Annotated in this window: 33 protein-coding genes and 1 other annotated feature; of the genes, 18 read left to right on the plus strand and 15 right to left on the minus strand. The window is 44.0% G+C overall.

Going from position 1 to position 26,427, the window contains the following annotated elements:
• The first annotated feature begins 315 nt into the window (after nucleotides 1–315).
• On the plus strand, nucleotides 316–510 hold the full coding sequence (locus LQ229_RS10630; RefSeq protein ID WP_230191755.1) for a hypothetical protein: 195 nt from the start codon (nucleotides 316–318) through the stop codon (nucleotides 508–510).
• Complete coding sequence (locus LQ229_RS10635; RefSeq protein ID WP_230191686.1) at nucleotides 473–1,042, plus strand: cysteine hydrolase family protein; 570 nt, start codon at nucleotides 473–475, stop codon at nucleotides 1,040–1,042. The genes LQ229_RS10630 and LQ229_RS10635 overlap by 38 nt, the downstream gene beginning before the upstream one ends.
• A 123-nt stretch (nucleotides 1,043–1,165) precedes the next feature.
• Here the strand turns inward: LQ229_RS10635 and LQ229_RS10640 are convergent, their stop codons facing one another.
• Nucleotides 1,166–1,825, minus strand: a complete 660-nt coding sequence (locus LQ229_RS10640; RefSeq protein WP_216537618.1) for an NAD(P)H-dependent oxidoreductase — start codon at nucleotides 1,823–1,825, stop codon at nucleotides 1,166–1,168.
• A gap of 193 nt (nucleotides 1,826–2,018) precedes the next feature.
• On the opposite strand from LQ229_RS10640, the gene LQ229_RS10645 reads away from it, so the two are divergent.
• Genes LQ229_RS10645 through LQ229_RS10655 form a run of 3 tightly spaced genes read left to right on the plus strand, consistent with a single transcriptional unit; the run spans nucleotide 2,019 to nucleotide 3,500 of the window.
• A complete protein-coding gene (locus LQ229_RS10645; RefSeq protein WP_216537617.1) occupies nucleotides 2,019–2,528 on the plus strand; it encodes an Rrf2 family transcriptional regulator in 510 nt (169 codons plus the stop codon).
• A complete protein-coding gene (locus LQ229_RS27285; protein ID WP_356710368.1) occupies nucleotides 2,464–2,769 on the plus strand; it encodes a VOC family protein in 306 nt (101 codons plus the stop codon). Before LQ229_RS10645 ends, LQ229_RS27285 begins: the two co-directional genes overlap by 65 nt.
• A gap of 23 nt (nucleotides 2,770–2,792) precedes the next feature.
• Complete coding sequence (locus LQ229_RS10655) at nucleotides 2,793–3,500, plus strand: aspartate/glutamate racemase family protein (protein ID WP_230191687.1); 708 nt, start codon at nucleotides 2,793–2,795, stop codon at nucleotides 3,498–3,500.
• Between the two features lie 168 nt (nucleotides 3,501–3,668).
• Here LQ229_RS10655 and LQ229_RS10660 read toward each other — a convergent pair whose 3' ends face one another.
• A complete protein-coding gene (locus LQ229_RS10660) occupies nucleotides 3,669–4,094 on the minus strand; it encodes an exosporium protein C (RefSeq protein ID WP_216537615.1) in 426 nt (141 codons plus the stop codon).
• 186 nt (nucleotides 4,095–4,280) lie between these two features.
• The gene (locus LQ229_RS10665) at nucleotides 4,281–4,499 is read right to left on the minus strand and encodes a hypothetical protein (protein WP_230191688.1); all 219 of its coding nucleotides are present in this window, start codon (nucleotides 4,497–4,499) and stop codon (nucleotides 4,281–4,283) included.
• A 67-nt stretch (nucleotides 4,500–4,566) separates the two neighbouring features.
• Between LQ229_RS10665 and LQ229_RS10670 the strand changes: the two genes are divergently transcribed.
• Entirely contained in the window at nucleotides 4,567–5,292 is a 726-nt protein-coding gene (locus tag LQ229_RS10670; RefSeq protein ID WP_230191689.1) for a hypothetical protein, read from the plus strand.
• A 111-nt stretch (nucleotides 5,293–5,403) separates the two neighbouring features.
• On the opposite strand, the gene LQ229_RS10675 is transcribed toward LQ229_RS10670, so the two are convergent.
• Both LQ229_RS10675 and LQ229_RS10680 read right to left on the minus strand, forming a co-directional pair.
• Nucleotides 5,404–5,868: a phage tail protein gene (locus LQ229_RS10675; protein ID WP_216537613.1), complete on the minus strand. Its 465-nt coding sequence runs from the start codon at nucleotides 5,866–5,868 to the stop codon at nucleotides 5,404–5,406.
• 86 nt (nucleotides 5,869–5,954) lie between these two features.
• Nucleotides 5,955–6,434 (minus strand): GyrI-like domain-containing protein, encoded by a 480-nt coding sequence (locus LQ229_RS10680; RefSeq protein WP_216537612.1) that lies wholly within the window; start codon nucleotides 6,432–6,434, stop codon nucleotides 5,955–5,957.
• A 108-nt stretch (nucleotides 6,435–6,542) separates the two neighbouring features.
• Here LQ229_RS10680 and LQ229_RS10685 point away from each other — a divergent pair, with 108 nt between their 5' ends.
• Complete coding sequence (locus LQ229_RS10685) at nucleotides 6,543–7,505, plus strand: HTH domain-containing protein (protein ID WP_216537611.1); 963 nt, start codon at nucleotides 6,543–6,545, stop codon at nucleotides 7,503–7,505.
• 102 nt (nucleotides 7,506–7,607) lie between these two features.
• Here LQ229_RS10685 and LQ229_RS10690 read toward each other — a convergent pair whose 3' ends face one another.
• A complete protein-coding gene (locus tag LQ229_RS10690; protein ID WP_216537610.1) occupies nucleotides 7,608–8,402 on the minus strand; it encodes an arsenite methyltransferase in 795 nt (264 codons plus the stop codon).
• A 68-nt stretch (nucleotides 8,403–8,470) separates the two neighbouring features.
• Nucleotides 8,471–8,923, minus strand: coding sequence for a MarR family winged helix-turn-helix transcriptional regulator (locus tag LQ229_RS10695; RefSeq protein WP_216537609.1), 453 nt, complete (start codon nucleotides 8,921–8,923; stop codon nucleotides 8,471–8,473).
• A 170-nt stretch (nucleotides 8,924–9,093) separates the two neighbouring features.
• Between LQ229_RS10695 and LQ229_RS10700 the strand changes: the two genes are divergently transcribed.
• The 3 genes from LQ229_RS10700 to arsC are packed head-to-tail and all read left to right on the plus strand — an operon-like array spanning nucleotide 9,094 to nucleotide 10,938.
• Nucleotides 9,094–9,417, plus strand: coding sequence for a metalloregulator ArsR/SmtB family transcription factor (locus tag LQ229_RS10700; protein WP_216537707.1), 324 nt, complete (start codon nucleotides 9,094–9,096; stop codon nucleotides 9,415–9,417).
• A 14-nt stretch (nucleotides 9,418–9,431) separates the two neighbouring features.
• The gene (gene arsB / locus LQ229_RS10705; protein ID WP_290370025.1) at nucleotides 9,432–10,487 is read left to right on the plus strand and encodes an ACR3 family arsenite efflux transporter; all 1,056 of its coding nucleotides are present in this window, start codon (nucleotides 9,432–9,434) and stop codon (nucleotides 10,485–10,487) included.
• A gap of 22 nt (nucleotides 10,488–10,509) precedes the next feature.
• The gene (gene arsC / locus LQ229_RS10710; protein ID WP_230191690.1) at nucleotides 10,510–10,938 is read left to right on the plus strand and encodes an arsenate reductase (thioredoxin); all 429 of its coding nucleotides are present in this window, start codon (nucleotides 10,510–10,512) and stop codon (nucleotides 10,936–10,938) included.
• A gap of 268 nt (nucleotides 10,939–11,206) precedes the next feature.
• Here arsC and LQ229_RS10715 read toward each other — a convergent pair whose 3' ends face one another.
• Nucleotides 11,207–11,725, minus strand: coding sequence for a hypothetical protein (locus LQ229_RS10715; RefSeq protein ID WP_216537607.1), 519 nt, complete (start codon nucleotides 11,723–11,725; stop codon nucleotides 11,207–11,209).
• 103 nt (nucleotides 11,726–11,828) lie between these two features.
• Entirely contained in the window at nucleotides 11,829–12,740 is a 912-nt protein-coding gene (locus LQ229_RS10720; RefSeq protein ID WP_216537606.1) for a YafY family protein, read from the minus strand.
• 99 nt (nucleotides 12,741–12,839) lie between these two features.
• On the opposite strand from LQ229_RS10720, the gene LQ229_RS10725 reads away from it, so the two are divergent.
• Nucleotides 12,840–13,304 (plus strand): VOC family protein, encoded by a 465-nt coding sequence (locus LQ229_RS10725; protein ID WP_216537605.1) that lies wholly within the window; start codon nucleotides 12,840–12,842, stop codon nucleotides 13,302–13,304.
• 69 nt (nucleotides 13,305–13,373) lie between these two features.
• Nucleotides 13,374–13,638, plus strand: a binding site (T-box leader).
• Nucleotides 13,639–13,715: 77 nt separating this feature from the next.
• Nucleotides 13,716–15,386 (plus strand): 2-isopropylmalate synthase, encoded by a 1,671-nt coding sequence (leuA, locus tag LQ229_RS10730; RefSeq protein ID WP_230191691.1) that lies wholly within the window; start codon nucleotides 13,716–13,718, stop codon nucleotides 15,384–15,386.
• Between the two features lie 87 nt (nucleotides 15,387–15,473).
• Here leuA and LQ229_RS10735 read toward each other — a convergent pair whose 3' ends face one another.
• Nucleotides 15,474–16,079 (minus strand): TetR/AcrR family transcriptional regulator, encoded by a 606-nt coding sequence (locus LQ229_RS10735; RefSeq protein WP_230191692.1) that lies wholly within the window; start codon nucleotides 16,077–16,079, stop codon nucleotides 15,474–15,476.
• A 194-nt stretch (nucleotides 16,080–16,273) separates the two neighbouring features.
• Here LQ229_RS10735 and LQ229_RS10740 point away from each other — a divergent pair, with 194 nt between their 5' ends.
• From LQ229_RS10740 to LQ229_RS10755, 4 genes are all read left to right on the plus strand, one after another.
• Nucleotides 16,274–17,053: a nuclear transport factor 2 family protein gene (locus LQ229_RS10740; protein ID WP_230191693.1), complete on the plus strand. Its 780-nt coding sequence runs from the start codon at nucleotides 16,274–16,276 to the stop codon at nucleotides 17,051–17,053.
• An 89-nt stretch (nucleotides 17,054–17,142) separates the two neighbouring features.
• The gene (locus tag LQ229_RS10745; protein ID WP_230191694.1) at nucleotides 17,143–18,288 is read left to right on the plus strand and encodes an ABC transporter permease; all 1,146 of its coding nucleotides are present in this window, start codon (nucleotides 17,143–17,145) and stop codon (nucleotides 18,286–18,288) included.
• A 367-nt stretch (nucleotides 18,289–18,655) separates the two neighbouring features.
• On the plus strand, nucleotides 18,656–19,693 hold the full coding sequence (locus LQ229_RS10750) for a hypothetical protein (RefSeq protein ID WP_230191695.1): 1,038 nt from the start codon (nucleotides 18,656–18,658) through the stop codon (nucleotides 19,691–19,693).
• Nucleotides 19,694–19,914: 221 nt separating this feature from the next.
• Nucleotides 19,915–20,394 carry an SRPBCC family protein gene (locus tag LQ229_RS10755; RefSeq protein WP_230191696.1) on the plus strand — a complete coding sequence of 160 codons (480 nt, stop codon included), beginning with the start codon at nucleotides 19,915–19,917 and terminating at the stop codon, nucleotides 20,392–20,394.
• Nucleotides 20,395–20,450: 56 nt separating this feature from the next.
• Here LQ229_RS10755 and LQ229_RS10760 read toward each other — a convergent pair whose 3' ends face one another.
• Nucleotides 20,451–21,035 (minus strand): hypothetical protein, encoded by a 585-nt coding sequence (locus tag LQ229_RS10760; protein WP_230191697.1) that lies wholly within the window; start codon nucleotides 21,033–21,035, stop codon nucleotides 20,451–20,453.
• A gap of 185 nt (nucleotides 21,036–21,220) precedes the next feature.
• On the opposite strand from LQ229_RS10760, the gene LQ229_RS10765 reads away from it, so the two are divergent.
• Together LQ229_RS10765 and LQ229_RS10770 are read left to right on the plus strand one after the other, a co-directional pair.
• Nucleotides 21,221–21,823 (plus strand): TetR/AcrR family transcriptional regulator, encoded by a 603-nt coding sequence (locus LQ229_RS10765; RefSeq protein WP_230191756.1) that lies wholly within the window; start codon nucleotides 21,221–21,223, stop codon nucleotides 21,821–21,823.
• 440 nt (nucleotides 21,824–22,263) lie between these two features.
• Nucleotides 22,264–22,614 carry a hypothetical protein gene (locus tag LQ229_RS10770; protein WP_230191698.1) on the plus strand — a complete coding sequence of 117 codons (351 nt, stop codon included), beginning with the start codon at nucleotides 22,264–22,266 and terminating at the stop codon, nucleotides 22,612–22,614.
• Nucleotides 22,615–22,775: 161 nt separating this feature from the next.
• Here LQ229_RS10770 and LQ229_RS10775 read toward each other — a convergent pair whose 3' ends face one another.
• From LQ229_RS10775 to LQ229_RS10790, 4 genes are all read right to left on the minus strand, one after another.
• Nucleotides 22,776–23,687, minus strand: coding sequence for a DMT family transporter (locus LQ229_RS10775; protein ID WP_230191699.1), 912 nt, complete (start codon nucleotides 23,685–23,687; stop codon nucleotides 22,776–22,778).
• A gap of 44 nt (nucleotides 23,688–23,731) precedes the next feature.
• Nucleotides 23,732–24,112, minus strand: a complete 381-nt coding sequence (locus LQ229_RS10780; protein WP_216541270.1) for a RidA family protein — start codon at nucleotides 24,110–24,112, stop codon at nucleotides 23,732–23,734.
• Between the two features lie 121 nt (nucleotides 24,113–24,233).
• Entirely contained in the window at nucleotides 24,234–25,232 is a 999-nt protein-coding gene (locus LQ229_RS10785) for an alpha/beta hydrolase (protein ID WP_216541269.1), read from the minus strand.
• 40 nt (nucleotides 25,233–25,272) lie between these two features.
• The gene (locus tag LQ229_RS10790) at nucleotides 25,273–26,169 is read right to left on the minus strand and encodes an MBL fold metallo-hydrolase (protein WP_216541268.1); all 897 of its coding nucleotides are present in this window, start codon (nucleotides 26,167–26,169) and stop codon (nucleotides 25,273–25,275) included.
• Nucleotides 26,170–26,427 lie beyond the last annotated feature (258 nt).

Consider the following 26,427-nt stretch of genomic DNA (forward strand, 5'->3'; position numbering starts at 1 on the left):
TAAACGCGTCATTCAGGGAGAATTATCATAATTCCCCCTCTCGTATATCCGGATGCGGTCAGATTAACCGTCAATAGCAGGATAACTTACACCATCAATCTCCGGACATTATGCGTTAGCAATAACAGGAATATGAAGAACATCAATTTTTACGTATGTCAAAGTTGCAGCAATATCATAACCAGTACAGGTTCAACAAGCATTTCGTGTTGTGGCAGGATTTTGGAGCCGATGCTTTCAAATATTGAGAACGATGAGCACCAAATAACCGTTGATGAGATTGAAGATGATTACTTTATTAAAATTCAACATGAGATGAGCAGAGATCATTATATAGCCTTTATTGCTTATATCTCTTACGATAGGGTGCTGATCGTAAGATTGTACCCTGAACAAGCCGCAGAAGTGCGTTTCCCAAAAATGTACGGCGGAACGTTATATACGTACTGCAATCGGCACGGATTATGGAAACATGAGAAAACGAAGCGCAGAACAAGGAGAATTAACTGAAATGAAAAAAGCACTTCTAATTATAGACATGCAGGTTATGCCTTTTGTATGGAAAAATTTCGGTGGAAAATCTCTTTATCAAGAAGAAAAATTGCTTGCCAATACCAAGCGCTTGATTGAAAAAGCCCGCAAGAGCAACTCACCCATTTTCTATATCATGTTTACCGAGCGTGAAGGCTCACTGAGATCCGAGAATCAACCGCTGTGGCGAGTACACGAGCAGATCGCTCCCGTTGAACACGATCATATCATTATTAAATCTCATGCGGATTCGTTTCTGGAATCGGGGCTCCACAATCAGCTTAAGGACCTCTGTATCGACACTTTAATTATGTGCGGAATCCAGACCGAGTATTGTGTGGACACGACCGTGAAGAGTGGTTTTTCTCATGGTTATCAAGTAGAATTGGTGAAGGATTGCCACAGTACCTATGATACCGACGAATTAACGGCAGAAAAAATAATAAACCATCACAATAGCATTCTTGCTCAATTTGCTGCTATTGTTCTCACCAATGAAGTCCAGTTTTAGAATCAGACTGACAGCGCAGAGAACCGTACCATAAGTGACGGTACACACTTTAAGAAATATCAGCAGATTAATATAAAAAAACAACCAATCCTACAGATCGGCTGCCATATTTTTTTGTATTTCCTATTTAGCCGCTAATTTTATAGCTTGCTCTTCAGCTTCTTTATATCCTTTTTGTAATACTTCATTTCTGTCCAGAATGGCTGTTCCTTGTACTCGAATGGTTTCAAAATCTTCGATTCCAATCAGATGAAACATGGACTTCAAAAATTTATGCGAGTACTCCACTTCGGTATAATAGTCATTATTGGTGAATATTGATCCACTGGCTTGAATGACAACGATGCTTCTTCCATCGTTGAGAAGACCGACGGATCTTCTTCCATTGTCCGATGCAGTATCGGTATATGTAAAAGTTTCCCTCGCAATCATAATATTATCCATATAATCCTTTAGTTTTGAGGGGATATTGAAGTTATGCAACGGATAAACAATGACATACTTATTCGCACTTTTGAATTGCTTCAATATCTCATTCATGCGGTCTGTTACTTCTTTTTCTTGACTTGTTAATTTTTCCCCATCCTTTTGTTTCGCCCATGCGCTTAGAACTTTTTTATCTAACAGGGGTACTTCATCTTCGTACAGATTAATTTGTTCAATGACTTCATCAGTTGAATGCTTCTTTTTGTATACTTTCAAGAAGTAATGAAATACATTTAGACTCGCAGAGGTTTTAGAATCAAATACGGGGTGTGCATTGATGATAAGCAATTTACTCATGTATATTTTCCTCCTAAATTGAAAAGTTTATTATTATCGATCAACTTAATCGACGATTAGTATAATCCATAATATATTTTCCCCAATGGCATGTCAACTTTCAGCCATATAATTTACGTAAATTTACAAAATGAAATTGATGCTATACTATGTTTTTGTATACCTCTTACCATGAAAGCGGGTGATGTGATCGATGCAGTACAGTGTAATGGTTGAATATGCTTTGCATAGCCTTGTTTATTTAATAGACATACCGGAAGAGGAAAGTATAGGAATAAAAGATCTTTCAGAATTTCAAGGGCTTTCGGAAACGTATCTCTCGAAAGTTTTCGGTAAATTGACTAAGGCTGGTATTGTGAGCTCTACACCTGGTGTAAAGGGAGGATATAAATTAGCTAAACTTCCCGAGGAGATCTCGTTTTGGGATGTAGTTGAAGCGGTTGAAGGAAAGAAACCTATTTTTCAATGTAAAAATATATTAAAAACGAATGTCATGTATAAAGATAATGAAGAATGTACGTCATGCACTCAAAGTAATCCTTTATGTACAATTAACTTGACGATGTTGGAAGCAGAAGAGCATATGCGAAAGGTTTTACGTAATAAAACTCTTGCTTGGTTGAATAAGGAACTAGATCATGTTTTACCTGAGAACGTGCGAGCTGGTAGCCGCAACTATTTTAAGAATAAAAATTCAGACTAAAACTTATAAGAAAGCAGTAAGTTCAAAGAAAGTGACGGGGCACGTGACGATGGTTGAGATGCTAACGAATGATTTGCTTGCGTTGCATGATCGGATTCAACAAGCTGGAGCCCATATTGATAAAGAACCTGAATTTACTAATGATTTCGGTTATTTCACCTTCTACGATCCGGACGGGCATTATATTCGGGCGGTCGAAGAAAGAGGCGTGTCTTTCGATTTGAAACAAAAAATAAGATAAAAAAGAATGGATGTGATCAGATAGTGAAAACAATAGGACTTATAGGCGGCATGAGTTGGGAATCATCCATGCTCTATTACCAGATCATCAATGAGAGGGTAAAAGAAAGGAAAGGTGGACACCACTCAGCAAAGAGTCTGCTATATTCCGTAGATTTTCAAGAAATCAAGGATCTCCAGCATCAAGGGAATTGGACCGAGGCTACGAAGATCATGATTGAATCGGCACAAAAACTTGAAGCAGGCGGAGCCGAAGTCCTCGTCATATGTACGAATACGATGCACAAGATGGCGCCCGAAGTAATGAACTCGGTATCGATTCCTTTACTTCATATTGCAGATGCAACAGCAAATAAAATTGTTAGCGATCATATCAAGAAGGTGGCTTTGTTAGGGACCGCTTTTACTATGGAGGAACCATTTTACAAGGGCAGACTTGTCGATCGGTTTGGACTTGAGGTGGTTGTTCCGGATGAAGCGGATCGAGTAGTCATTCACGATATCATCTATAACGAGCTTTGTCTTGGAATAATAAATGAACATTCAAAGAAAAGATATCTAGACATCATTGACAGTCTTATCCGTAAGGGAGCGGAAGCTGTTATTCTCGGATGTACGGAAATCGCAATGCTCATCTCAAAAGACGACTGTAATATCCCGATTTATGATACAACACGGCTTCATGCCGAGGCTGCCGTTGATTATGCGTTAGGAGACGAGGAGTCAAAATGAAAGAATAAAATGGTGTCAAGCGAGCGAATGGGCAGGGGAACGGCCCGGCCGCTTCCAATCCGAAGCGGATGTGCGTAAGACCGCGCTTTTGCATGAACGTCACGATCCGCTCATAGAAAGAGGACGCTCCGGGCTCGTTATTGGCGACGCCGATGGTATGAGGTGCTGTTAGTTTCTGGTTTTAACCGCTAACCCGCTAAAAGATATTGGTCCTACTACATCTACTCTTGTATTTGCAGTTAGGTTTTCTGCTGTGACTGTGTAAGCATGAGTACCTGCCCTTACATTTCTATCTTCAGCTTGGAAGGTAACGATATAATTTTGCTCCGAACCTTTAGATTCGATACCTTGCTGTGTGTTGAAAATTTCTTTATTGCCACGGAAGACTCTAAAGCGAATTTGCGCAATGCCTTTAACACCTCTGACACCAACGGATGCCACCAAATCTACCCGGTTCGGTTGTGAATTCGCTGGAATTCGTACAGCGATCGATGCAATGCCAGATCTTTGCGGGGAACGTCGAATCGTAAACGATTTGGCCGGGTTGAAGCGGCTAAGCGGTTGAACGGCCGCTTTATCAAGGATACGTACCAAAAAATCAGCTCCTCTTGTTTAATGCTCCAATTTATGTCAGTTATAAAGGGAATGATTGGGCACATATAAGATGCTTACATAGATTTGTGTTAAAAATGGGGTCTTGGCCCAATGCTTTAGTAAAATCAATGAAAGGGCTATCTTTGACATAGACATGTAAAGTAAATTTATCCACTAGATAAGGGGTTATTGTTCTTCGCGGACACAGGAGACGCTAATTGTGACAAACGACCCGATTGCGGCCAGTTTGCGGACAGACGATCCTTTATTCGCGGCAAAAGCGTAAAAATAAGCCCTGCGACGAACGGATAACGGAACCAATGTCCGCCGAAACAGCGAATAAGCGGTTTTGACGCAAAATAACGGTCGTACGGTCCGGTTAGCAATTTCTCGATGCAACGTCATTGGTAATTGAGCGAACTATTTCTGTCTGTTTTCAATATGAGCCTTACGGCAAGGGAGGATGAAAAACGTGTTAAATTATAAAAAACCAAGGTTCTGGGTACTTGTTTTCTCCATTGTCATTATCATAGCAGTTGGGATTGGATGGATAGCAAATTCTAAAATGAAGGGGATCGATGAATTAGAACAAATGACCGGCTCAAAGAATATACCATCAGGTGAAGAAGTTTCTTTTGAACAACCGGAGCAATCCGCAGAAGAAATATTAAGAGACCTAGCAAATCAACAGTTTCCAATTAAAGGGAACCAAATTGGTGATGATGATCAAGAAACCGTTGCAGCATTTGGTAAAGCTTTTGTAAATTTATATAACGGAGCTATTGCAGAACAAAAAGCAGTATCATTTGAAAATTATATATCTAACGAGAATCTTCTAAAATTTACAAATAAAATGTTAGAGTTAGAACAAAGAAAGGAACAAAAGGGAGGCATCGGTGTAATTTTCGGTTTGGAAAATGAATTCAAGGAAGCAGAGTTCATGAAACTTGATGAAAATCTCTACTACGTAAGTTTACCTTTTTCGAACCAAGGGTCTGGAATGAACTTCAAGATGTTAGTTCAAGCTGAAAACAAGGCATTAAAAATGGTTGATTTGTACTTTGGAAACAAGGATGGTGTAGATACGATTGTAACGGGTCATCCCGCTGTTAGAAAACTTCATGATCCAACACTATGGGATGACCCAATATGGGTTGATGGCGTTTTTGAACAGCTTGAAAATATGAATCTGAACTGAACGATTGAGCATGTTTGTTCATAACAAGCCTCGGCGACCGGCATCGGCGAGGCGAAAAATGCAACAGCACCCTCTAATTTGATCGAGAGGTGCTGTTGTTATTTGAATGCTTTAATATTCTCCTTTAATGACAAAAAACGAGCCCCGAATGGTTCCAGCCAGTTTAGACTTCTGCCTGGCAAACTTAAACTTTCCTTCCAATTCCTGCGGTACCTCCATCCCCTCGGAAAGCTTAAAACCAACAGCACGCTTCTTAGGGTCATCAACCGTATACAAGACGTTGACCTCTAGCCCATCCTCATAAAAGACGTAAGCCCATTGGATATTTTCCACTTGAAAACGCGATGTTTCCAAAGGTTTGGCCGCAAACTCAAGATCACGTTCTTCTTTCAAAATTCGGTTCACATAATCAAGCGTTTCCTGGCTTTCGCTAGCCGGTACAACTGTAAATTCATGCTTATATTTGTTCATAAAGTAACGGGCTTCATTCGCACGTAAACCGGCAAGCGCTTCTGCTACGGGTGAAGATTCTAAACCAACCGTAGATACATTTTTAAAATCAACGATATAGGACATGTGCATCCCTCCTAAAAGTTTTGCGAGCATTACTTCTCAGAACCTGCTTCGAGCAAAACCCGCATCCGAAGCTTTCGCTTATCTCTTTATTTTCTAACAACAGGAATCCACATTTCTCCAAATACGAGGCCGTTTCGCTGCCCCATCTCAACCGTTGCGTTTGGCCCGCCAACATAGGCAAAATTCTGCGCTTCCGGCAAGACTTGTCCAAAGGCAATGCCGGTAAGCAGATTGCTCAACTCATCGGACGTCTTCGCTTCCCCTTTGACAACGAGGTATTCCCCTTTAGGAAATTGGATTACTCTGGTCGCTTCCGGTACCGACGCCTCTGTCATGACGCCGGCATAATACATCATCTTGTTATTCACCGCTTCGTTCACGGCAAAAATGTAGTCATTTGCGGCTACGGCCTTTAAAGTGTCAAGCCTTCCATCTTGTTTCACTGCCTCCCAAAAGTCTGCTTTTTCCTTGTTTATGCCAACATAATCTGTGTAATCGCTCTGAAGCTCCTTTCCAATACCTAAAACGATAAAGCTGTCTTTTTCTTCAAGGGTATAATTTGTCATGTTCAAAACCTTCCTTTTTTAAATTAATCAAATGATTTGTCTTTTCACTTGATGGGTTTATAATAACCTTAAATCATGTCAAAAAGTGATACTGTTTAGGGGGGCCCGATGAAAAAAGTTGAACGGATTAATATTATCATGCGATATATCAACAACCGCGCCCACTTTACCATTTCTGAAATCATGCGAGAATTTAACATTTCTCGTTCGACGGCTATTCGGGATATCCGGGAAATCGAAGCCATGGGGATGCCGCTTGTCGCTGAAGTCGGAAGGGATGGGGGTTATTTTGTCATGAACAACTCTGTCTTGCCCACGGTCCGCTTTACCGATAATGAGATCAAAGCTCTTTTTATTGCCTTTATGGCCACAAGAAACCAACAACTCCCTTATCTGAAGAGCCGTCAGTCTTTAGCTGAAAAATTGCTAGGCCTCATCTCGGAAAACCAGCAAGACGACCTTGTTGTTTTGAATCAAATCTTGCTTTTTGAAGGGACCAATCCCCATAATCCCGACCTGCTTGATCTGTCGGACTTGCCCCATCCGATGTTGGAAAAACTCATCCAAATCCTTCTTACGGACAGTTACTTATTGGTTTCCATCAAGGAAGAGAAGGTTATCAAGTCTTATCCCGTTTATCTCTTGCATCTATATCGTGAAAAAAGCCTATGGCAAATTGAAGGCTTCGACTTAGAGGAAGAAAAGAGACGGATTATTCCAGTCGACAATCTTGTCGATGTAGAACCATACCCTGCGAAAAAAAGAACAAGCAAGAAAAAGATATTAGAAAAACTAAATAAGCAGGAAGAATCCATCAACCTTGTCGTTGAACTTGGTCCCAAGGCGATTGCTCAGTTCAAAAAATACCATCCTGTAAGAATTTCAATTTCCTATACGAATCCTTATCAAACTACAGCCATTCTAAAGACTTGTATCCATGTTGACAATTCGGAAGAATTGACCGAAATGACAAATTGGCTGCTTTTCTTAGGTGGGGATATCAAGGTCCGGGAAATGCCGGAAGAACTCTTAGAAGGTTTACAAGAGAGATTATTCCTATACTGCCCATAAGCAGTGCCGGTTAAACTCTAACGCAGCGATAGAGCAATATAGATAAAAAAGAAAGCCCTTTCTAAAGGGCTCTGAATTAATATAAAAGGGGTCTGTGTTTGTCTACGGTTTGATCGCTTTGATAACGGCAGAGACAATATAATCCTCCGCCTTCGACCCAGGAACCCAATCTTTGATAAATGACCTGGATTCCTCTTTCGGCTCGACCACTACATTTTGAAATCCACTTTGCGTAAGCATCGTTTTCAGCTCATCAACGAACGAGGCCCCGGATATACACCCCGAATATAAAACATCCAAGTCGTTTTTTATTTCCACTGGAAGTTCTGCTGTCGTTACGACATCGGAAATAGCCAGACGCCCGCCGTAGCGCAGGACGCGGAATGCTTCATCAAACACTTGTTGTTTATCCGGCGAAAGATTGATGACACAGTTGGAAATGATAACATCCACCGTTTGATCCGGAACCGGTAAATGCTCGATCTCCCCTAGCCGAAAATCTGTGTTCGCGAACCCGCCTTTGACGGCGTTGTTGCGGGTGCGACTCACCATTTCCGGCGTCATATCGACCCCGATCACATGGCCGGTTTCCCCGACTTGCCGAGACGCCAGAAAACAATCGAAACCGCCGCCGCTGCCGAGGTCCAATACTACTTCTCCCGGTTTAAGCTCCGCGATAGCTTGCGGATTGCCGCAACCAAGACCAAGGTTTGCACCGTCCGGAACAGCGGTTAATTCTTCGGATGAATAGCCCAACTGCGAAGAAACGTCATGGGCCGATCCGCAGCAGCTTGAAGCTGGCGAGCAGCACGAACCCGACTCCACTTCTTGCAACGCGATTTCCTTATAACGGCTGCGTACATTTTGGCGAATTTGATCGTTCGTTACTTGATTCATGAATCATCTCTCCTTCACTTTTTTATAAGGATAGTTATTTGCAAATTGCAAATATTTTAGAAAAAAGATCACCCGCAAGAAGGGGTTGAACAGCATTGGCCGGATTTCGCCATCGCTTCGTTTAATAGCTTGATCGAGCGAATGACGGTATCTTTTTCAAAATCGTTCATGTGCGAAAAAATTTCGTTTAAATAGTCGTTCATTTGTTGGTCAATCGACGCCGCAACATACTTGCCTTCCGTCGTTAGGGAAAGCAGATTTACCCTCCGGTCGTCCGGATTGGGCGTTTTCTTCACTAATTTCATCTTGATTAACGATTGGACTTGTCGGCTGAATGTCGTTATATCTGTCCCTAATGCCTCTGCTACTTGCTGGATAGAAGGCTTATGCTGGCGATCGATTTCGTAAAGGATATGGCTTTGAATTAAGGAGATGTCGCAGCCGCCGGCAGAACAGCAGTTTTTATTCAGAAAGCCAAAGCGACGAGTCATGATTTGAAACAGTTCACGTACATTTTCCACGGTGCCTCACCTCATGAAACAGTTATACCGCATTTATTTGCAATTTGCAAGTGTAAAATTTGCCTTATCTTAGGAAATGGGTTGTGAGGGGGGGGTTCAATATTGATTTTTTTTCATAAATAAATAACAATATAGTTATATAGTTTTGATATGGGGTGATCATCATGACAATGGAATTTGAAAAGATTGCAGATATTCTGAAAGCTCTTGCCGATCCGACAAGGCTGAAAATCCTTTCTTTGCTCCGTATTCGCGATTGCTGCGTGTGTGAACTGGTTCCCATCTTTAACATTTCCCAGCCAGCCATTTCTAAACATGTAAGCCGTCTGAAAACGGCTGAACTGGTCCGCGAAACGCGAAAGGGGCAATGGGTGTTCTACTCCATCAATGAGAAGCGGTTAGAGGAAATTGGTTATGCTTTGTCCCATTTGCCTGATCTATCCGAGGAGCTGCGGAAATTGGAGCAACAAGGAATGACGGTTACATGCGAGTGAAGGGGGTACAGCAAGTGAGAAAACAAGAGAAAAAGCGACTCTCATTTCTGGATCGCTATTTGACGTTATGGATTTTTGTTGCGATGGCGATAGGAATTGGCTTGGGTTACGTATTTCCTAACTTTGTCGCCGGTTTGAATGAATTTCAAGTCGGAACCACGTCGATACCGATTGCGCTTGGTCTCATTTTAATGATGTATCCGCCGCTGGCGAAAGTACGATACGAGGAAATCGGCCGTGTCTTTCGAAATGGCAAAGTGTTAACCATTTCATTGATTCAAAACTGGCTTATCGGCCCGATCTTAATGTTTTTCCTGGCTATTATTTTTCTCCAAGGCTATCCCGAATATATGGTCGGCCTGATTATGATCGGTTTAGCCCGTTGTATTGCAATGGTTATCGTTTGGAACGATTTGTGCAGAGGGGATGCCGAGTACGCAGCGGGACTCGTTGCTTTCAACTCGATCTTTCAAGTTTTGTTTTACTCCGTCTACACCTATATCTTTGTTACGATTTTGCCGGGATGGTTCGGGTTGGAAGGCGTCGTTGTTGACATTACGATGGCCGAAGTTGCCAAGAGCGTGTTCATTTATTTAGGGATACCTTTTCTGGCCGGGATGATTACGCGCTATTCGCTTGTAAAAGCAAAAGGGCGGTCCTGGTACGAGACGGTCTTTATTCCGAAAATCAGTCCCATTACACTGATCGCTTTATTGTTTACGATCATCGTCATGTTCTCGCTGAAAGGCGAAATGATTATCCAATTGCCGTTCGATGTCGTGAGGATCGCGATTCCGCTCTTGATTTACTTTGTTGTCATGTTCCTGATTTCGTTTTTCATGGGCAAAAAAGCAGGGGCTAGTTATCCTGTGACTTCTACACTGGCATTTACCGCCTCGGGCAATAACTTCGAGCTGGCGATTGCCGTGGCCGTTGGGGTGTTTGGTATTCACTCCGGAGCGGCATTTGCGGCAGTGATCGGGCCTCTTGTGGAAGTTCCCGTGATGATTGCCTTGGTGAACGTCGCGCTCCGATTCCAGCGGAAGTATTTTCCAAAGCAAGCAGCTTAATATAATAAACAGGAGGACCACCATGTCAGAAAACAAAAAACTCGTTTATTTTCTTTGTACGGGAAACTCTTGCCGCAGCCAAATGGCGGACGGCTGGTTGAAGGCGCTCGGTAATGATCGCTACGATGTGAAAAGCGCCGGGCTGGAAGCGCATGGACTGAATCCGCGCGCCGTCCAGGTGATGAAGGAACCTGGTGTGGATATAAGCGGTCATACTTCGGACGTCATCGATCCGGAGATTTTGAATCGGGCTGACTATGTGATTACGTTATGTGGCCATGCAGAAGAACATTGTCCGGTGATTTCGAATAAAAACGTCGTGAAATGGCATTGGGGCTTCGATGATCCAGCCAAGGCCACCGGCACCGAAGAAGAAATTATGGACCAATTTAGAGCGGTACGGGATGCGATGAAGTCGCGCGTGGAACAGTTCTTAGCCGAAGGTCGGTAAAATAAAGGTCATGTGCGAGACACAACGCAGATACCAAGAAAAAGAAGGTGCCCCAAAAGTCCTAAAATGATGGAGGGATACCTTCTTTTAATTTCATGACGGAGCTATGCGAGCAGTGTAGGGGTAAGTTGTAAATCTAAAACTTAATGTTTTTACGTTTGATCAGATCGTAGGCTACATAGAAACATCAGTTGATACGGGGTTATTGGATTTAAAACACGCCGCCATCCTACACCGGCTGACGATTCTAGAAGATGTCTATTGCCTTCTACTTTGTCCATTTTAAGCTCTTCTGAATATGCTTGAGGACATCGGAATGATTCTCGTAATAGTCAGTCGGCATATCAAAGGACACTTCTAGAACTTGATCGGCGCTCTCTACAAGGATGACCTGTATCACATTAGAAATCAATGTGTTGCTTTGCGCGTCATCGGCATTGGCTTTGAAGGTCATTAGTGTCATGTTCTTATGAAGCTCCGTTTTATCGCTGAGCGCATAGATGCCTTTGTAGGTCTCCTCTTCCCAGTCGATAAACATGCTTTTATAGACTTCCCTTGGATAAGGAAAAGAGTAGATGTAGAAAAAGCCGACTTTTTTGCCTTCGAAGTTCAGTTCGTACTTGAGTTCGTCGCTCATTTGCCCCAAAAAAGTCCATTCGTCCGGAATCTCCAACTCGACTCCTTTGAACGCGACGGTCTGATAATTCCCTGCTGTCTCCGGGGAACTACAGCCGCCCATCATTAGCGCAACCATGAGCAAGCATAACAATAGGGTGTATCTTTTCATTCGGTACCGCTCCTTTGTATATCCAAATATAATCTCTATAGTACTTTCGGTACTTTGAAAATAATTGTTTAGCTTTTGTCCATTTTAGGTTCGATTGGCAAGTTTAAAAATAATTCTCCATCATTTTCTTTAAATAATTTCGAAAGTCTTCAACATATGTTTTGGGCTCTACTATTTTTAGATTTGTACCGAAACTTGCCAAGAATTGAAATCCAATACTGTTTTGAGGAACAGTGATTGTCGCTAAGAAAAATTCGGAACTATAGTTCTCAATACTCTTTCGACCGTACCTTTCAATGAAATGATCTTTTACGCTAGGCGAAATCAACGCTCTTACGGCGACTAGTTCCGGATGATAACTTGCTTCACGTTCTTGTTCTAATAAATCATCTCTAGGACTAAATGTTTTTTCATCCATAGTAAGATGATCGATCCTCGATAATTTAAATGTTCTATATCTCATGCGTTGTAAGCAGAATCCTTTCAAATACCAACTCGCTTCACTAAAATGGAGCTGATATGGCTCGACAATTCGATTCGTGTTAGTGCCATTTTTATCAAGGTAATCAAATGAAATGAACCTTCTCTTTGCTATTGCTTCTTGACATGTCTTCAAGGCTTGACGAATCTCAGAACGACCCCCCCAATCATAAAATGACAGTTGAATCGAACCTTTCGGAGACAATGAGCTAACCATTGATTCTATTTTTTTAATAGTCAATTCAACTTCTTCGCTAATTAGAATTTGTTCCAATCCGCCGAGCGCAGTCAATATATTCTCTAAGTCGGAGCTGCTTAACAGACGTTTATCAAACTTGTATTCATCCATAATCCCGTAGCCGCCATGAACTCCATTAACAGAATAGATAGGGATGTTCGATAAACTCAGCGTTTCCATATCGCGAAGTATCGTTCTTTTGGAAACGTTAAATAATTGTGCGAATTGTTTGGTTGAAACAACATCTTTTTTCAGCAATATCATGATGATTGATATTAATCTCTCGACTTTTTCCATAGTTCTCCTTCTTTTTGTACTTTATTTAGAAATGGTGACATACACCTGTCACCTCTTATCAATTATACTTCATTTATCACAAGAAGGAGGTATTGCTCTATGTCAGCTTTTGTATATTTAAACTTTGATGGAGTTGCGGAACAAGCGATTGATTTTTATTCGAAGGCTTTACATGCGAAAGAAGTAAAACAAGTAAAATTCAAGGATTTCCCGCAAGATCCAAACTATCCATTGCCGGAAAATGAGTTACGTATGATCATGGAGTCTTCCATAGAATTCGCAGGCGGGAAAATCATGATGTCGGATATTTTGCCTTCAATGAAGAGGGTAACAGGTGAGTTAGCGAAAGGAAATAATGTAATAATTAGTCTAGTCATTGATGATAAGCAAAAACTGGAAGAATACTTTAACAATTTGTCTGTCGGCGGCAACGTTACGATGCCGTTATCCAATACGCCTTGGTCTTCGTGCTTTGGAATGCTGGTTGACAAGTTTGGAGTTAACTGGAAATTTAATAGCGATGCAGAAAAGTTCCTTGATAGAGTCATTTCCAACAAACAGTAACTCATTCTATGGAAATTGAAAATTCACTTGACACCGGACGCAGTGGTGATATAGCATATTCCTAATAATTAAAATACGTTGAAAAGGAATAGTACGGTTTTCCAAGCGCCCAGAGAGCTGTTGGACGGTGCGAAACAGCCGTGGAGAAGATCGGAACTCGCCTTGGAGTTGCTCGCTGAACCCGTGAAGTAGGCGGAGCCGGAGCCTGACCGTTATCATCAGGAGGATCGCAGGTTTGTCCGTTTTTGCAAACCCGTATCCGTAGAGTGCATGCCGACGATGGCATGAATTCGGAGTGGTACCGCGTAAGATGTTAAAGTCTTTCGTCTCTGTTTATGGAGATGAAAGGCTTTTTTTGCATGTTCAGTCATTGACAGATAAAACAGGAAATCGATGAAAGGAAGGATATCCATGAAAAATGTTGAAAAGTACGCCAGAGGATATTTTATGCCGCCGGAGACCAGCTTGAATTGGACCCGGAAGGAATATATTACCGAGGCGCCGATTTGGTGCAGCGTCGACCTTCGCGACGGCAATCAGGCATTAATCGTTCCGATGAATCTGGAGGAAAAGCTGGAATACTTCAAATTGCTTGTAGAGACCGGATTCAAGGAGATCGAGGTTGGATTTCCCGCTGCATCGGAAACGGAGTTCGCCTTTTTGCGCACATTGATCGAGCAGGATTTGATCCCGGACGATGTAACGATCCAAGTGCTTACCCAATCGAGAGAGCATATTATCCGCAAAACCTTTGAATCGCTGAAAGGCGCGAAAAAAGCCGTAGTCCATTTGTACAACTCGACCTCCGTGGCGCAGCGGGAACAGGTATTCCGCAAGTCCAAGGAAGAGATTATCGACATCGCCGTGAGCGGCGCCAAGCTGTTGAAGGAATGCGCGCAGGAGACGGAAGGGAACTTTCAGTTCCAGTATTCGTCGGAGAGCTTTACCGGTACGGAGATCGATTTTGCACTGGACATCTGCAACAGCGTACTCGACGTATGGCAGCCGACGGCGGAAAACCCGGTCATCATCAATCTTCCTGCAACGGTATCCATGTCGATGCCTCACGTCTACGCCAGCCAGATCGAGTATATGAGCGAGCATCTGAATTACCGGGAGCATGTGATTTTGTCGGTCCATCCGCATAACGACAGAGGAACGGGTGTGGCGGATGCGGAACTGGCGATGCTGGCCGGGGCCCAGCGCGTGGAAGGCACGTTGTTCGGAAACGGGGAACGAACAGGGAACGTCGACATTGTGACGCTGGCGCTCAACATGTACTCACATGGGATAGATCCGAAGCTGAATTTCGAGAACATCCCTGCGATCATCTCCGTGTATGAACGAATGACCAAAATGAGAGTAGGCGAAAGACATCCTTACGGAGGCGAACTGGTATTCACCGCTTTCTCCGGTTCGCATCAGGATGCCATTGCCAAAGGAATGAAATGGCGCGAGGAACAGGAGCCCCGGCATTGGTCGGTCCCTTATCTGCTGATCGATCCCAAGGACATCGGCAGGGAGTACGAAGGTGATATTATCCGCATTAACAGCCAGTCCGGCAAAGGCGGAATCGGATACGTGCTGCAACTGAAGTACGGACTCGATCTTCCGGCGAAAATGCGCGAAAACTTCGGATACGTCGTGAAAAACGTATCGGATCAGCAGCAAAAGGAGCTGATGCCCGAAGAAATATACGATATTTTCGTGAAAGAGTATGTCAATATAAAAACGCCTGTCGAGTTTGTCAAATACCGCTTTACAGATAATGAAGATTTTCACACCGTTGTCACGATACGAACCGGCGCGGAAGTCAAGGAAATTGAAGGCACCGGAAACGGAAGACTCGATGCGATCAGCAATGCGCTGCAAACCGAACTCGGATTGAATTATACCGATTTGATTTATAAAGAGCACGCTTTGGAAACAGGCTCGAAATCGCAAGCTGTCTCCTATATCGGTATCACGGCTTCAGACGGCAGCGTATATTGGGGTTGCGGCATTGACGTCGATATTATGACCTCATCCGTAAAAGCTCTGTTTAGTGCCGTGAATCGTTTCAGCCGTAATACCACGAACTGATTACTCGCTAACGTAATTGCAGGTTTCGTTAGAGGAAACATAGGATTATTAAACTAAGGGGCTGCTGCAGGCAGTTCCTTTCGTTTTTCATTCCTCGACGGCGATGCCGGCAGCTTTCAAATGCCCGTAGGCAACGATTCTGCTAAATTGAGATGCAACTTCACCCGCAGGAAGAGGCAGATCGTTTTGAATCCACCACATGACAATCCCCATGAAAGACGAGACGAGGTATTCAAGCAGCAATTCCTTGGATACCCCAAAAGGGGAGCTTCCTTGAGCAAGATCCCAGCCTTCATTCAGTTTCTCTTTAATGATATTCTCCATTTTCGCCCGAAACTGGTAGATTCTACTCTCTTCAATTAACATGGCATAGTAAAAGGTGGTGTTCCGCGAAATATGCTCCAGTACAGTTTGCATGACTGTCTCAAGTGTAGAAATATGGAAAGGACTCATATTGAATGGACATAGTACGACCGCATTCTTTAATTCGCTCAACAACTCATCCATGCATGTATTTAATAAATCAGGTTTATTTTGGTGATGAAGATAAAATGTGTTTCGATTGATCATAGCCCGATCTGCAATATCCTGGATCGTTATCGCTTCATATCCTTTTTCCTCAATAAGCTCATAAAACGCCATTCGAATCGATTGTCTAGTGCGCAGTACTCTCAGATCCGTTTTTCCACTCATGATTTTCGTTCCTCCCCAAATTAATTTAGACCGTTAAGCGACAAAGTTCTATGAATTGTATCTTATCCTGCAAAAACAAAAATATTAAATATTGAGCGTCGTCTTCGTCTCTATTATAATGAGCGAAAGATAAATAAACAACACTATGTTCATTATTTATCTGATGACTATAAACTCTAAGGAGGATATTTACAATGACATTCAACCATCAAAATGAGCTTGTACTTAAAGCAACCGCTGTGCTGGAAAGTTTAGAGAGCGGCAACCCCGAAGCGATTACGGCTTACGTTCATCCCGACAAATATATTCAGCACAACCAAGCCTTACTCGATGGTCGTGAAGCCATGCTTGGCGCACTTGAACATTTGAAGAAAGTTGGTACAAAGGTAAGAATTAAGCGCACTTTAGTCGACGGAGATTATGTGGCCCTTCATTCCGTATATGATTTTCACGGCCCTAAAGTTGCCTTTGATATTTTCCGTTTTGAGAATGGACTGATCGTCGAACATTGGGACAACTTGCAAGAGATGGCGGACAAGACGCCAAGCAATCATACGATGATTGACGGACCGGTCACGATTAAGGATATCGACAAGACGGACGCAAACAAAACATATGTCAAAAGTTTTGTCGAGAATATCCTGGTTGGGAAGAACCCAAGCCTGCGCGCCTCTTACTTTGACGGGGATAACTACATTCAGCATAGTCCGCATATTGCAGACGGCCTTTCCTGCCTCGATGCCGCATTGCAGGCACTGAAGGAGAAAAATATTGAATTTCAATATACTCATGTTCATCAGGTTATCGGACAAGGCGATTTTGTGCTTACGGCGAGTGAAGGTCTCTTCGACGGCCAGCCTACCGCTTTCTACGATTTGTTCCGCGTTGAGAATGGAAAGATCGCCGAACATTGGGACGTCATCGAGGCCATACTGCCGGCAGAAAAACGAAAGAATTCGAACAGTAGATTTTGAGGTTGGTTTAGCTGAATCGCAAGAAAGACAGAGGAAAACGTATGGGCTTATTTAAAAACAGATTGATTGTGGCATTACCCCTTATCGTTATGGCAGTCATCTTCATCTTTAGCCTTGCCATGATTCCCAGCATCAATCCTGCTCCCCATCGCTTGCCCATTGCCATTGTGAATGAGGATCAGGGCTTGACGGCTTCAAACGTAAATATGGGCGAGACGGTTGTGTCTAACATTCAGGCGGCAACCTCTGCGAATTCGGATGGAGAGCCGGCGATGAAATGGATCGAAGTTGGCAGCGAAGAAGAAGTAAAAGCAGGACTCGATAACCAGGAATATTATGCGGCATTGGTGATTCCCGAGGATTTTAGCGAGAAGCAAGCATCGCTGACGACGCCGGATCCGTCTTCATCCCCGGTGCGGATTTATATCAACCAAGGCATGAATGCATCGGCGTCTAGTATGGCGGAACAAATGTTAGATCAAGCGATTAGAGGCATGAATGAGGAGATGCGTGCCGAGCTGTTAGCGATTTTCGATCAGCAAGGCGCTGCGGTCTCGACGAAACAAGCCGCCGCGTTCGCTTCGCCTATCGTTAGCGAAGTCATCTATGCGAATGCAATCGGAACGCGCAGTGCCAATGGGAATTCGCCGGTTTTGATGTTCCAACCTTTGTGGATGGCCAGTCTAATCGCAAATGTAATATTCTTGCTTGTAAAAAACAAATCGAATTCCGCGAATCGCAATGAACGGCTTCGGGCGAATATCGTCCAAGTCTTGTGGGGAGCGGTTATTGCTTTGGTAGCTGGATTTAGCTTCACTTGGTTCGCTGAGAGTTGGGGCTTGCACATTTCTCATTTCATGGATACGGCTTTATTTTTGGCCATTGCTTATTTCGCGTTTTTCCTCATGATAGCTGCTGTTTTCTCTTGGATGGGATTGAAAGGCATGATTCTTTTTGTATTGCTCCTATTCTTAGGTGCGCCGCTCCTTAGTCTCGCTCCTGAGTTGTTGTCTCCGTTTTACCGTGATTGGATACTGTCATGGTTGCCGATGCGCTTCTTGGTTGAGGGGCTGCGTGAGTTGTTCTTCTTCGGGCAAGGACTGAGCATGAACCATTCGACAATCGTCTTAATCCGGATCGGCGTCGGCGGCCTGTTGGTCTTGCTTGCATCTGCCTTGAAACGTTCCCGTCAACCGGAACGGAAGCAAAAGGTTGAAATTGCGCATAACCCCTAATAATCATCTCTGTGGGCACCCGTTAGGGTGCCTTTGCATACCTCTCTGGATTGACTCGGGTACTTAGGAAGGTCAGATGGCATGAAGTTCACGCCAAAGCGACTCGAGTTGTCACAAATGTTTCATACTTCAAATGCTGGAAGAATGTTACGATTAATTTAAATTTATCTTCGTGTAATATATCATTCCTAATCCAACATTTGGAGCGTGATCATATGAATGAACAGAGATTATGCGACAAAAATCAAAAACCTTCTAAACACGATGGAAGATGGTTGTGGATTAAGGTTAATGGTATTCAAGCTGTAAAAGACATCGAGAGAATGGTCATGATCAAAAAAAAGCCATTAAAAGCGAGGTCTTAATGATGTGTTGGACGATTGAGAGGATTATTCATTTCAGCAATGAACAGAAAATCATTGATGGATATTGCCATTTCGGGTTTCATGACCAATATGGAAATCAGTATATTCTCGATCATGATCATCACTGGATTGGTGGAATAGATAAAGATAGCGGTCAACTGTATTGGACAGCTGGGCAAAAAACACAAGAAGCTTGGGTACGGCACGTTCATGTTGATTTACTGAATCCAACATACCTCTCCACTATTGATAAGGAGACTGTTGTAGTTGTAAGCAGCGGCAATAAAAAAATCTTTAAAATAAACTTTATCATCGGTTATGTTGAACTCCTTATCGACGGAGAAAAGTGGGGGCTTAAAGATATTGGAAATTGTGAATATGACCCTAGTGGATTTTTGTGGGTAAATGAAGTTACTGGCTGCAGGGTACATAAGTTTAATCTGGATGGTGAACGGATCATAATCCTTGGAAATGGTGAACCTGGGTTTCAAGAAGGTACGGTATCTTTTGAGAATGTACAATTCAATTGGATTTATGATTTAAGGCGGGGGCCAGACGGAAATATATATGTACTGGATAGCAAGAACTACTGTGTGAGAATGATTAATCCAATTTCGGGAGAAGTCGAACGAGTTGCTGGAAATGGGAAAAGCGGTTATTCTGGGGATGGGGGTTTGGCCATTCATGCAACCTTTGGATCAAATTATGCTGAACAGTTTGATGGACCCTGGTCGCTGTCTTTAGACGAAGAAGGGAATTTATATATCGGAGATACCCAAAATCATGTAGTTCGCATGGTAGATCGTAAAACGGGGATTATTTCCACTATTGCAGGGACAAATCAATTAACCGATGTTACTAATCATAGCCCTTCTTCTGAACCCATTAATCCACTTGAACTTCAACTGCTCAGGATATGTAGTCTTGACTATGCGGATAGTTTATTATTTATTCCTGAGTGGAACGGAGATTTAATTGTATTAGGCAAATCGCCGAACAAACTCCATCCTACAGAAAATAGAAAAAGCAGCAAAAATTAAGAAGGGCCATCCAAATGGGTGGCCTTAAAAATTTCCGTTACAGTCAGCGCGGTCAACCGTATCATAAGTAATTCAGTGCAGTTTTATTGAATCAATGATTAAGGAAATCGGGCGTTTTCGATGTCATGATTGGGTGATTCAAGAGCGCAATCCGAAAGAAATCGATGCATGACTAATGTGCTATACTTAAAAAAGGAATTTGCCCAATTGGAGGGATGGACATGAGCCAAAACAACGCAACAAACAAAATCCCGGCGCAAGTAGGGGAACGCGAGATTACGATCACCCGCGTATTTGACGCTTCGCGCGATCTTGTGTTCGAAGCTTGGACGAAAGAGGAACATCTATCGAAGTGGTGGGGTCCTCAAGGGTTTACGACGACGTTTCAGAAATTTGATATGAAACCGGGCGGTACGTGGCAGTTTATCATGCACAGTCCTGATGGCGTTGATTTTCCCAACACCAACGACTTTGTCGAGGTTGTTACACCCGAGCGAATCGTCTTCAAACATGCTGTGTTTCCCCATTTTCTGGCGACGGCAATCTTTGAGGATCTGGGTGGTAAGACCAAACTAACTTACAGAACCGTTTTTGAAGAAACTTCCGCTACATTCGATAAGGTAAAAACATATGCCGTCCCAGGCGCCGAACAGACCATGGATCGTCTTGAGGAGCATCTGGCAAGTCTGTCTCAAAAGTAAGAGACCAACATCATTGCACCGAATTTATGGGCTGCCGCGCCGCGTCGAGCCCTTTTTTACTTCTCGCCGATAGATGCTTCTTCATCGGTATTATGCTTTGCTATGCCATAATGGTCAACGGCGAAGCCAAACAATACTTTAAGCATAAACAATATGCAGACGATCAGCATATAGGGCGTTATCCCCGGCAGCATGGGTATGGAGCCCAGGCCAATTGATAAGAGCAACCCCGCAACGAACAGCTGCGAATGCTTTCCGATAAGGGCATTTACAATAAATGCCCCGATTATCGTATAAGCCCATACCCCTAGCGAATACCCAATATCAGTACGGAGAAGAAGGGCAACGAGCACGAGATGGAAATGTATCGTAATGAATACGATCCGATTCGTTTTTCTCGCCGCATAAAAGTTGCTGGTAGAAGCCGTAAAATTCGCTATACAGCCGGCAAAAATATCGAAGATCAATAATAATGCCAGGGCGCTGCGCCACACCGGCAGTTGGTTTGTCAATTCGGGGAACGACCAATATAACGCAGTAGTCAGTATTCCGCCAAAAAGCAGTATCGCCAGAATAGACCCAATAGACTGTTTTTCACCAAAAACATCATGCAAAAAAGCAGGAATCCGCAGTTGTTTCATTTCATTACACTCCCATCGTCCATTCATGGTTCCAATCGCCATTTCATTTTTGCAAAGTTATGTACTGTATAGATCAATTTACTCTAAAATCATTATAACTACATAGGTTTAAAAGTTCAATGTTTTATACTGATTTTATTGAAATGCTCTAAAACTTTGGTTACACTGTATGGGAGGTGAAGATGATGGACGGCTACGAGCGACGGAAACAGAAAAAAATGGAGCAGATCTACGGAGCATCCATGGAATTGTTTTTTAAATATGGATTCCAAAAGGTCAGCGTGAATGAGATTGCGCATAAAGCGAAGGTTTCCCCTGCTACGATATATAACTATTTCGGTACCAAAGAACGGCTCTATACCGATACGCTGATGAACTGGATGGACAAGCAGTTGGCGCTGTATGAGAGCATTCTTGATTCCGGGCTGTCTTTCCCTGAGAAGACGAAGGAAATCATGCTGCTGGAGGCCAAAAACTTGAAAATTCTAGCGGATGAGTTCCCGAAAGTCCCGTCCTCTGAGTTGGGCGGATTGATGCAAATGATGGAAAGCTATAGCAATCAGAAGATCGTGCGCTTTGTTAGGAAGTTTGTCGCGCTTGGCAAACAAGAGGGTTATATTAATAAAGAACAATCAGAAGAGGTGACGATGCGTTACTTCACGATGTTCAAGAATGAACTGAGCCGATATTGGGAGGCATCGAATCAAGAACAGACAATCTGGAGTATGGATCAATTGATGGAGTTGTTCTTTTACGGGTTAGCAGGACGGGGGAGGCAGCCGGAATAAATTCAAGGAAACTCTTGAGGAAGCAAGCCACTCGTCTGGGAGTGGCTTTTTAGTTAGAGAACCGTGCCGTAAGTATTCTTTACCGTTTAATGACGGCAACGATCTTATGAATAGGTATAAACATTCTAGTTCCCAGTAACGTTCTGAGTACGACTATTCCTTTATTCACTTTCACGACGACGCCCCCGACTTCTTCCGCTGAAACCAATTTAAGTACAACGGCTTTTCCTCGAGAACGAAGCAAAAGATTAACAAGCATGGTCATCTCCTCCTTCAAGTCCCTCTTTTATTCTATGAGATGGAAACGATTCGGTTCGGGCTGAAGGCCCTATTATTATTTTCTCGCAAGGCTTTGGTTGGTCGATGGACAGCTACGGTCCATTAGTCGACTACTGGGCTGAGCTGACTTGAGTCCGTTCGCGGCAGAGCACTTCCCATTCATGAACCCGAGTTTCTCCGATATGAGGACGCCGACTCTCGTGGTCGCGGGGGATCATGACCAATCCCACCTGTCCACTCGGGGGCCGGACTGGTTCACAGACCCCTACTTCCTGAGCCCGGGCAGTAAAAGCCTGCTCACTCTCTTCGGTGCAGAACATATACTTGGCGGAATCTCCGGGTACAACGTCGCGGAGACGACGGATGAGAACCCCGAACGAGTTGCTTTGCTCCAGCAGCTCACGTGGTCTTACCTTCGCGATGCGCTCAATCTCGACGACTCAAGCTGGTTGGCAGCACGGAAAGATCTGGAGGAGGGTGCCAATCCATTAGGTCGCATCGAATCTAAGTAAGAACCTAAAAGGCGTGATCAAGCGAATCAAAGAAAGGGCCATCCCGCAAAAGAATGCCCTAAACCTAAAGCCAAAGGGAGCCATGATATAAAGCGCTCCCTTTTGGCTTGTCGTAAGTCCTCCATCTTTTTCTTGTGAGCCTCGATTACAGCGCAGGCTTTTTACCTCTTGGCAGAGGATATTTTCAGTGTATCGTCTTCTATTTTCCTTGTTCTCTGTCCCTGCACAGTGGCTAGAACTACGCCGGAAATAATGAGAACAGATCCTGCCACTTGCGTTAAGGAAATCGGGGTGCCGAGCGTGATATATCCTAAAATCATGGCGACAAACGGTTGTAAATTCAGAAACAGGGAGGCTTTAGCCGCCCCTACCTTGCGGATCTGCGCATTCCAGATAACCGCGCATAAGCCCTGAATAAGCAGAGCCGATCCAACCAAGAGAACCCACCACCAGAAATGAGGGCTTACCTGTACGTGAGGCTCGCTCCAGACCGCCACCGGGTATACCGAAATGCAGCCCAGCAGGGTGGTATATACCGTTGCGACAAACGCATCCATACGTTCCGTCAGCTTTTTCATGAGGATCACAGATCCCGAAAATGCCAGCATACAGATAAACATGATCCAGACGCCTTCGGTAATGGCTGTACCCATGCTTCCGCCGGGTCCAACTACGAAGAAGACACCGGCGAGGGAAACAATCGAGCCAGCAGCCATGCGTTTCGTTAACGGCTCTTTCAAAAATAAGCGGGCAAATAGCGCTGTAAAAATTGGAGCTAACGATAAGATGAGCGAAGCCGTCGTTGCATCCGTTGTCCGAAGTCCCGTAAAGAAAGAAACTTGGTGAAGCAGCATCCCGATCAGAACGAAGGGCACTAAATAAACGGAGTCGCGGAGCGTAATCTTCGTCATGCCACGGGTTGCAACCAAATATACAAGCAGGAACGCCGATGAAACCATAAGCCGGTATGCCGACAGATACAAGGCGGGAAATGCTTGCAGCAGCAGCGAACCTAAGACGAAATTACTCCCGCAAAGGGTTGCGCAAAACAAGAGAAGCAAATAAGTTCGCAAACAGATGCGCCTTCTTTCACAGAAATACGAATAATGGAGCGGAATTAAATGCGTTTGATTGCGATAAGCTCTATTTCAATCTTGGCGTCTCTTGGAAGTCTAGACACTTCTACGGTTGTTCTGGCAGGGTGATGATCGCTGAAATATTGGCTGTATACTTCGTTCATCTGCTGAAATTGCTCTAAATCCGTCATGAAAACGGATGTTTTTACAACGTCTACTAAAGATAATCCAGCTTCAGTTAAGACGGCTTGCAGGTTTTTTAATATTTGATGGGTTTGGTCAACGATGCCTTCTTTCAGATTTCCTTCGGCATCAATCGGAAGCATGCCCGACGTATAGACGGCATTTTCTAAAGCGATGGCTTGCGAATAAGGGCCGATAGCTGCGGGTGCTTTTGTTGTTGTTATAGCGGTATGGCTCATCGTATTAAATTTCTCCCCGTCTTTTATAAATTGGTGAATAAAAAGGCCCGAGGCGACAATGCCGCGGGCCTCTAATAAAGCAATCGATATAATCTTAAAGTCCGTTCATGCAGCGGAAGCTTTATTTCACCGGTGCGTACGCTTCATCCAGGAAACCGAGGATGGCTTGAAAAGCCTGAAGTCTGTTTTTCTCCAACAAAACCATGTGCGTCCCTTCTCCGATTTCGACCCAGCGGCGATAGGCAGCTCCTGTCAGGGAAGTGAAGAAATTCTGGGCTAATTCAAGGGGCACATCAATATCCCACTCGGCATGAACAAGAAGGATGGGAACCGTGATATTCTTAGGATCATAGAAAGCTTTGCCAACCGTCCAGTATTCGCGGATATCCAGGATAGGGCCGTTGGTCGCCCGGATATGCTCAGGATGATCGGTTAGGCTCCCCGGGTCAGAAGCAAGAGTGGCGTTGACCCATTGTTCAAACCAGCCATCCGGAATCAGATCGCTGCGTTTATGTTCCGGTGCGGCGCTTAGCCAGCGTTCTTTCGTGCTGCCGACAGCAACAAGGCGATACGAACCAAGCGGACCTCCGGTATCGATCGGAACCGGTTTGGAGCTCAGCCATTGTGGAGCGACAAGAGTAAGCTTGTTTACTTTATCGTTGTTTCGGCTGGTATAAGCTCCCGCAACCGTTCCTCCCCAAGACATGCCCAGAACATTAACCTTCGTTAAATTCCGGCGTTTCAGAACATAGTCCACGGCTGTGCCAAAATCTCGTACCCCTGTCTCCGTACGGACAAGCGGTGGATTAAGGTCGGCAGGCTGTTCCATCTCAGGCGGTCTTGTCGAGCCGCCGTAGCCGCGAACGTCCACGGCGTACACGTCATAGCCATGGCTGGCAAGATAGTCCAGAAAAGTGAAGCCATCCAGCTCTACATCGTACAGACTGCCAATTGGATAGGTAGCGCCATGAACCATCACGATCGTTTTCTCGTTAGAGAAGGTATTCATGGAAGCTGGCCGTTTATTTCGCACATAAAGCTCGATTCCGGGTGTATCACTTGGGATACGAAGGTCTTCGGTCACGATATTTACATCATTAAGAAAATTATGGGTTGTCATAAGCTCAGCGCCTTTCGTATTGTGTTTGTGTCAGGTCGTATTAAATAAAGTCCCACTTGTATCCGTCCCCGCTTCGAGTCACGTACCCCGCCGCACTTTCCGGAAAATGCGTGCTGAAATAAATGATTGGACGATCCGCGATGCTCTCCAGCACCCGGAGCCGTGAGACTCGGGCTTGGTCGGTAAATTCGCAGTACATGGAATTCCATTCGGGGTTAAAAACCTGGAACGGATGGTGCATCACATCGGCGCCGAATAAAGATTCTTCTCCGCCGGTTTTAAGATGGATGGACATTTGGCCGATACTGTGGCCGGGCGTCGGAATGAATGTGAAAATATCAAGAAATTTCCCGCCCTCAGGGCTAATCGTTTGCGTTAAGCCAGCTTCAACAACAGGCAATACGCTTTCTTCGTAAACGTTAAAGTTTGCTTCGTTTGCTTTGTTGTGGCTGGCCTCACTCGAATAATATTGTTGTTCCGCGAGGGGGAATACGTATTTGGCATTTGGGAACGTAGGTACCCATTTTCCGTCAACGAGCTTTGTATTCCAACCGACATGGTCCACGTGCAGATGCGTCAGCAGAACGTAATCGACTTCCTCCGGTGTAACTCCTGCCTCTTTCAAGCGTTCGAGATAAGGGAGCTCGAGATTGGCGAGATCCGGATTTAAAGGCAAGTTTTTATCATTTCCTGTAGCAGTATCAATAAGGATCGTATGCTTCGGGGTTTTCACTACCCATGTTCCAATGCTAACGATAAGCTGAGAATTGCCATCGATCAGGCCAGATGGAAGAGAGTTCCGATTCTCCTCCAGGAACTTGGGGTCCCACGATCCCGCAAAATACACTTCTGGTGGAATACCGTCAAGCATCATCTCCGTAACACGTGTAACGGTAACATCACCTACTTGATAGACCTTAGGAATTTTATTAGTCATTCTTTATGCCCCTTTCGTCCTTCTGACACGTTTCTATGAATCCGAATAACAAGGAACGGCTTTTCCATTGCCATCATGTGATTCGTGTCTCGTAACCATCTAAAATTTCGCTGCAAATGAAAATTATTCTGCCGAGAATGAACGATCTGTAATACCCGGGTAAAATTCATTCGTCAACCTTAATAAAATAGTAGTCCAATAAAACTGACAAATCAACGTTTTTACACCGTAATTCCGTCCCAGTAGAAGGGCTTGATA

Origin of the sequence: Paenibacillus sp. CECT 9249, from assembly GCF_918697855.1 — a bacterium.
Taxonomy (GTDB): Bacteria; Bacillota; Bacilli; order Paenibacillales; family Paenibacillaceae; genus MSJ-34.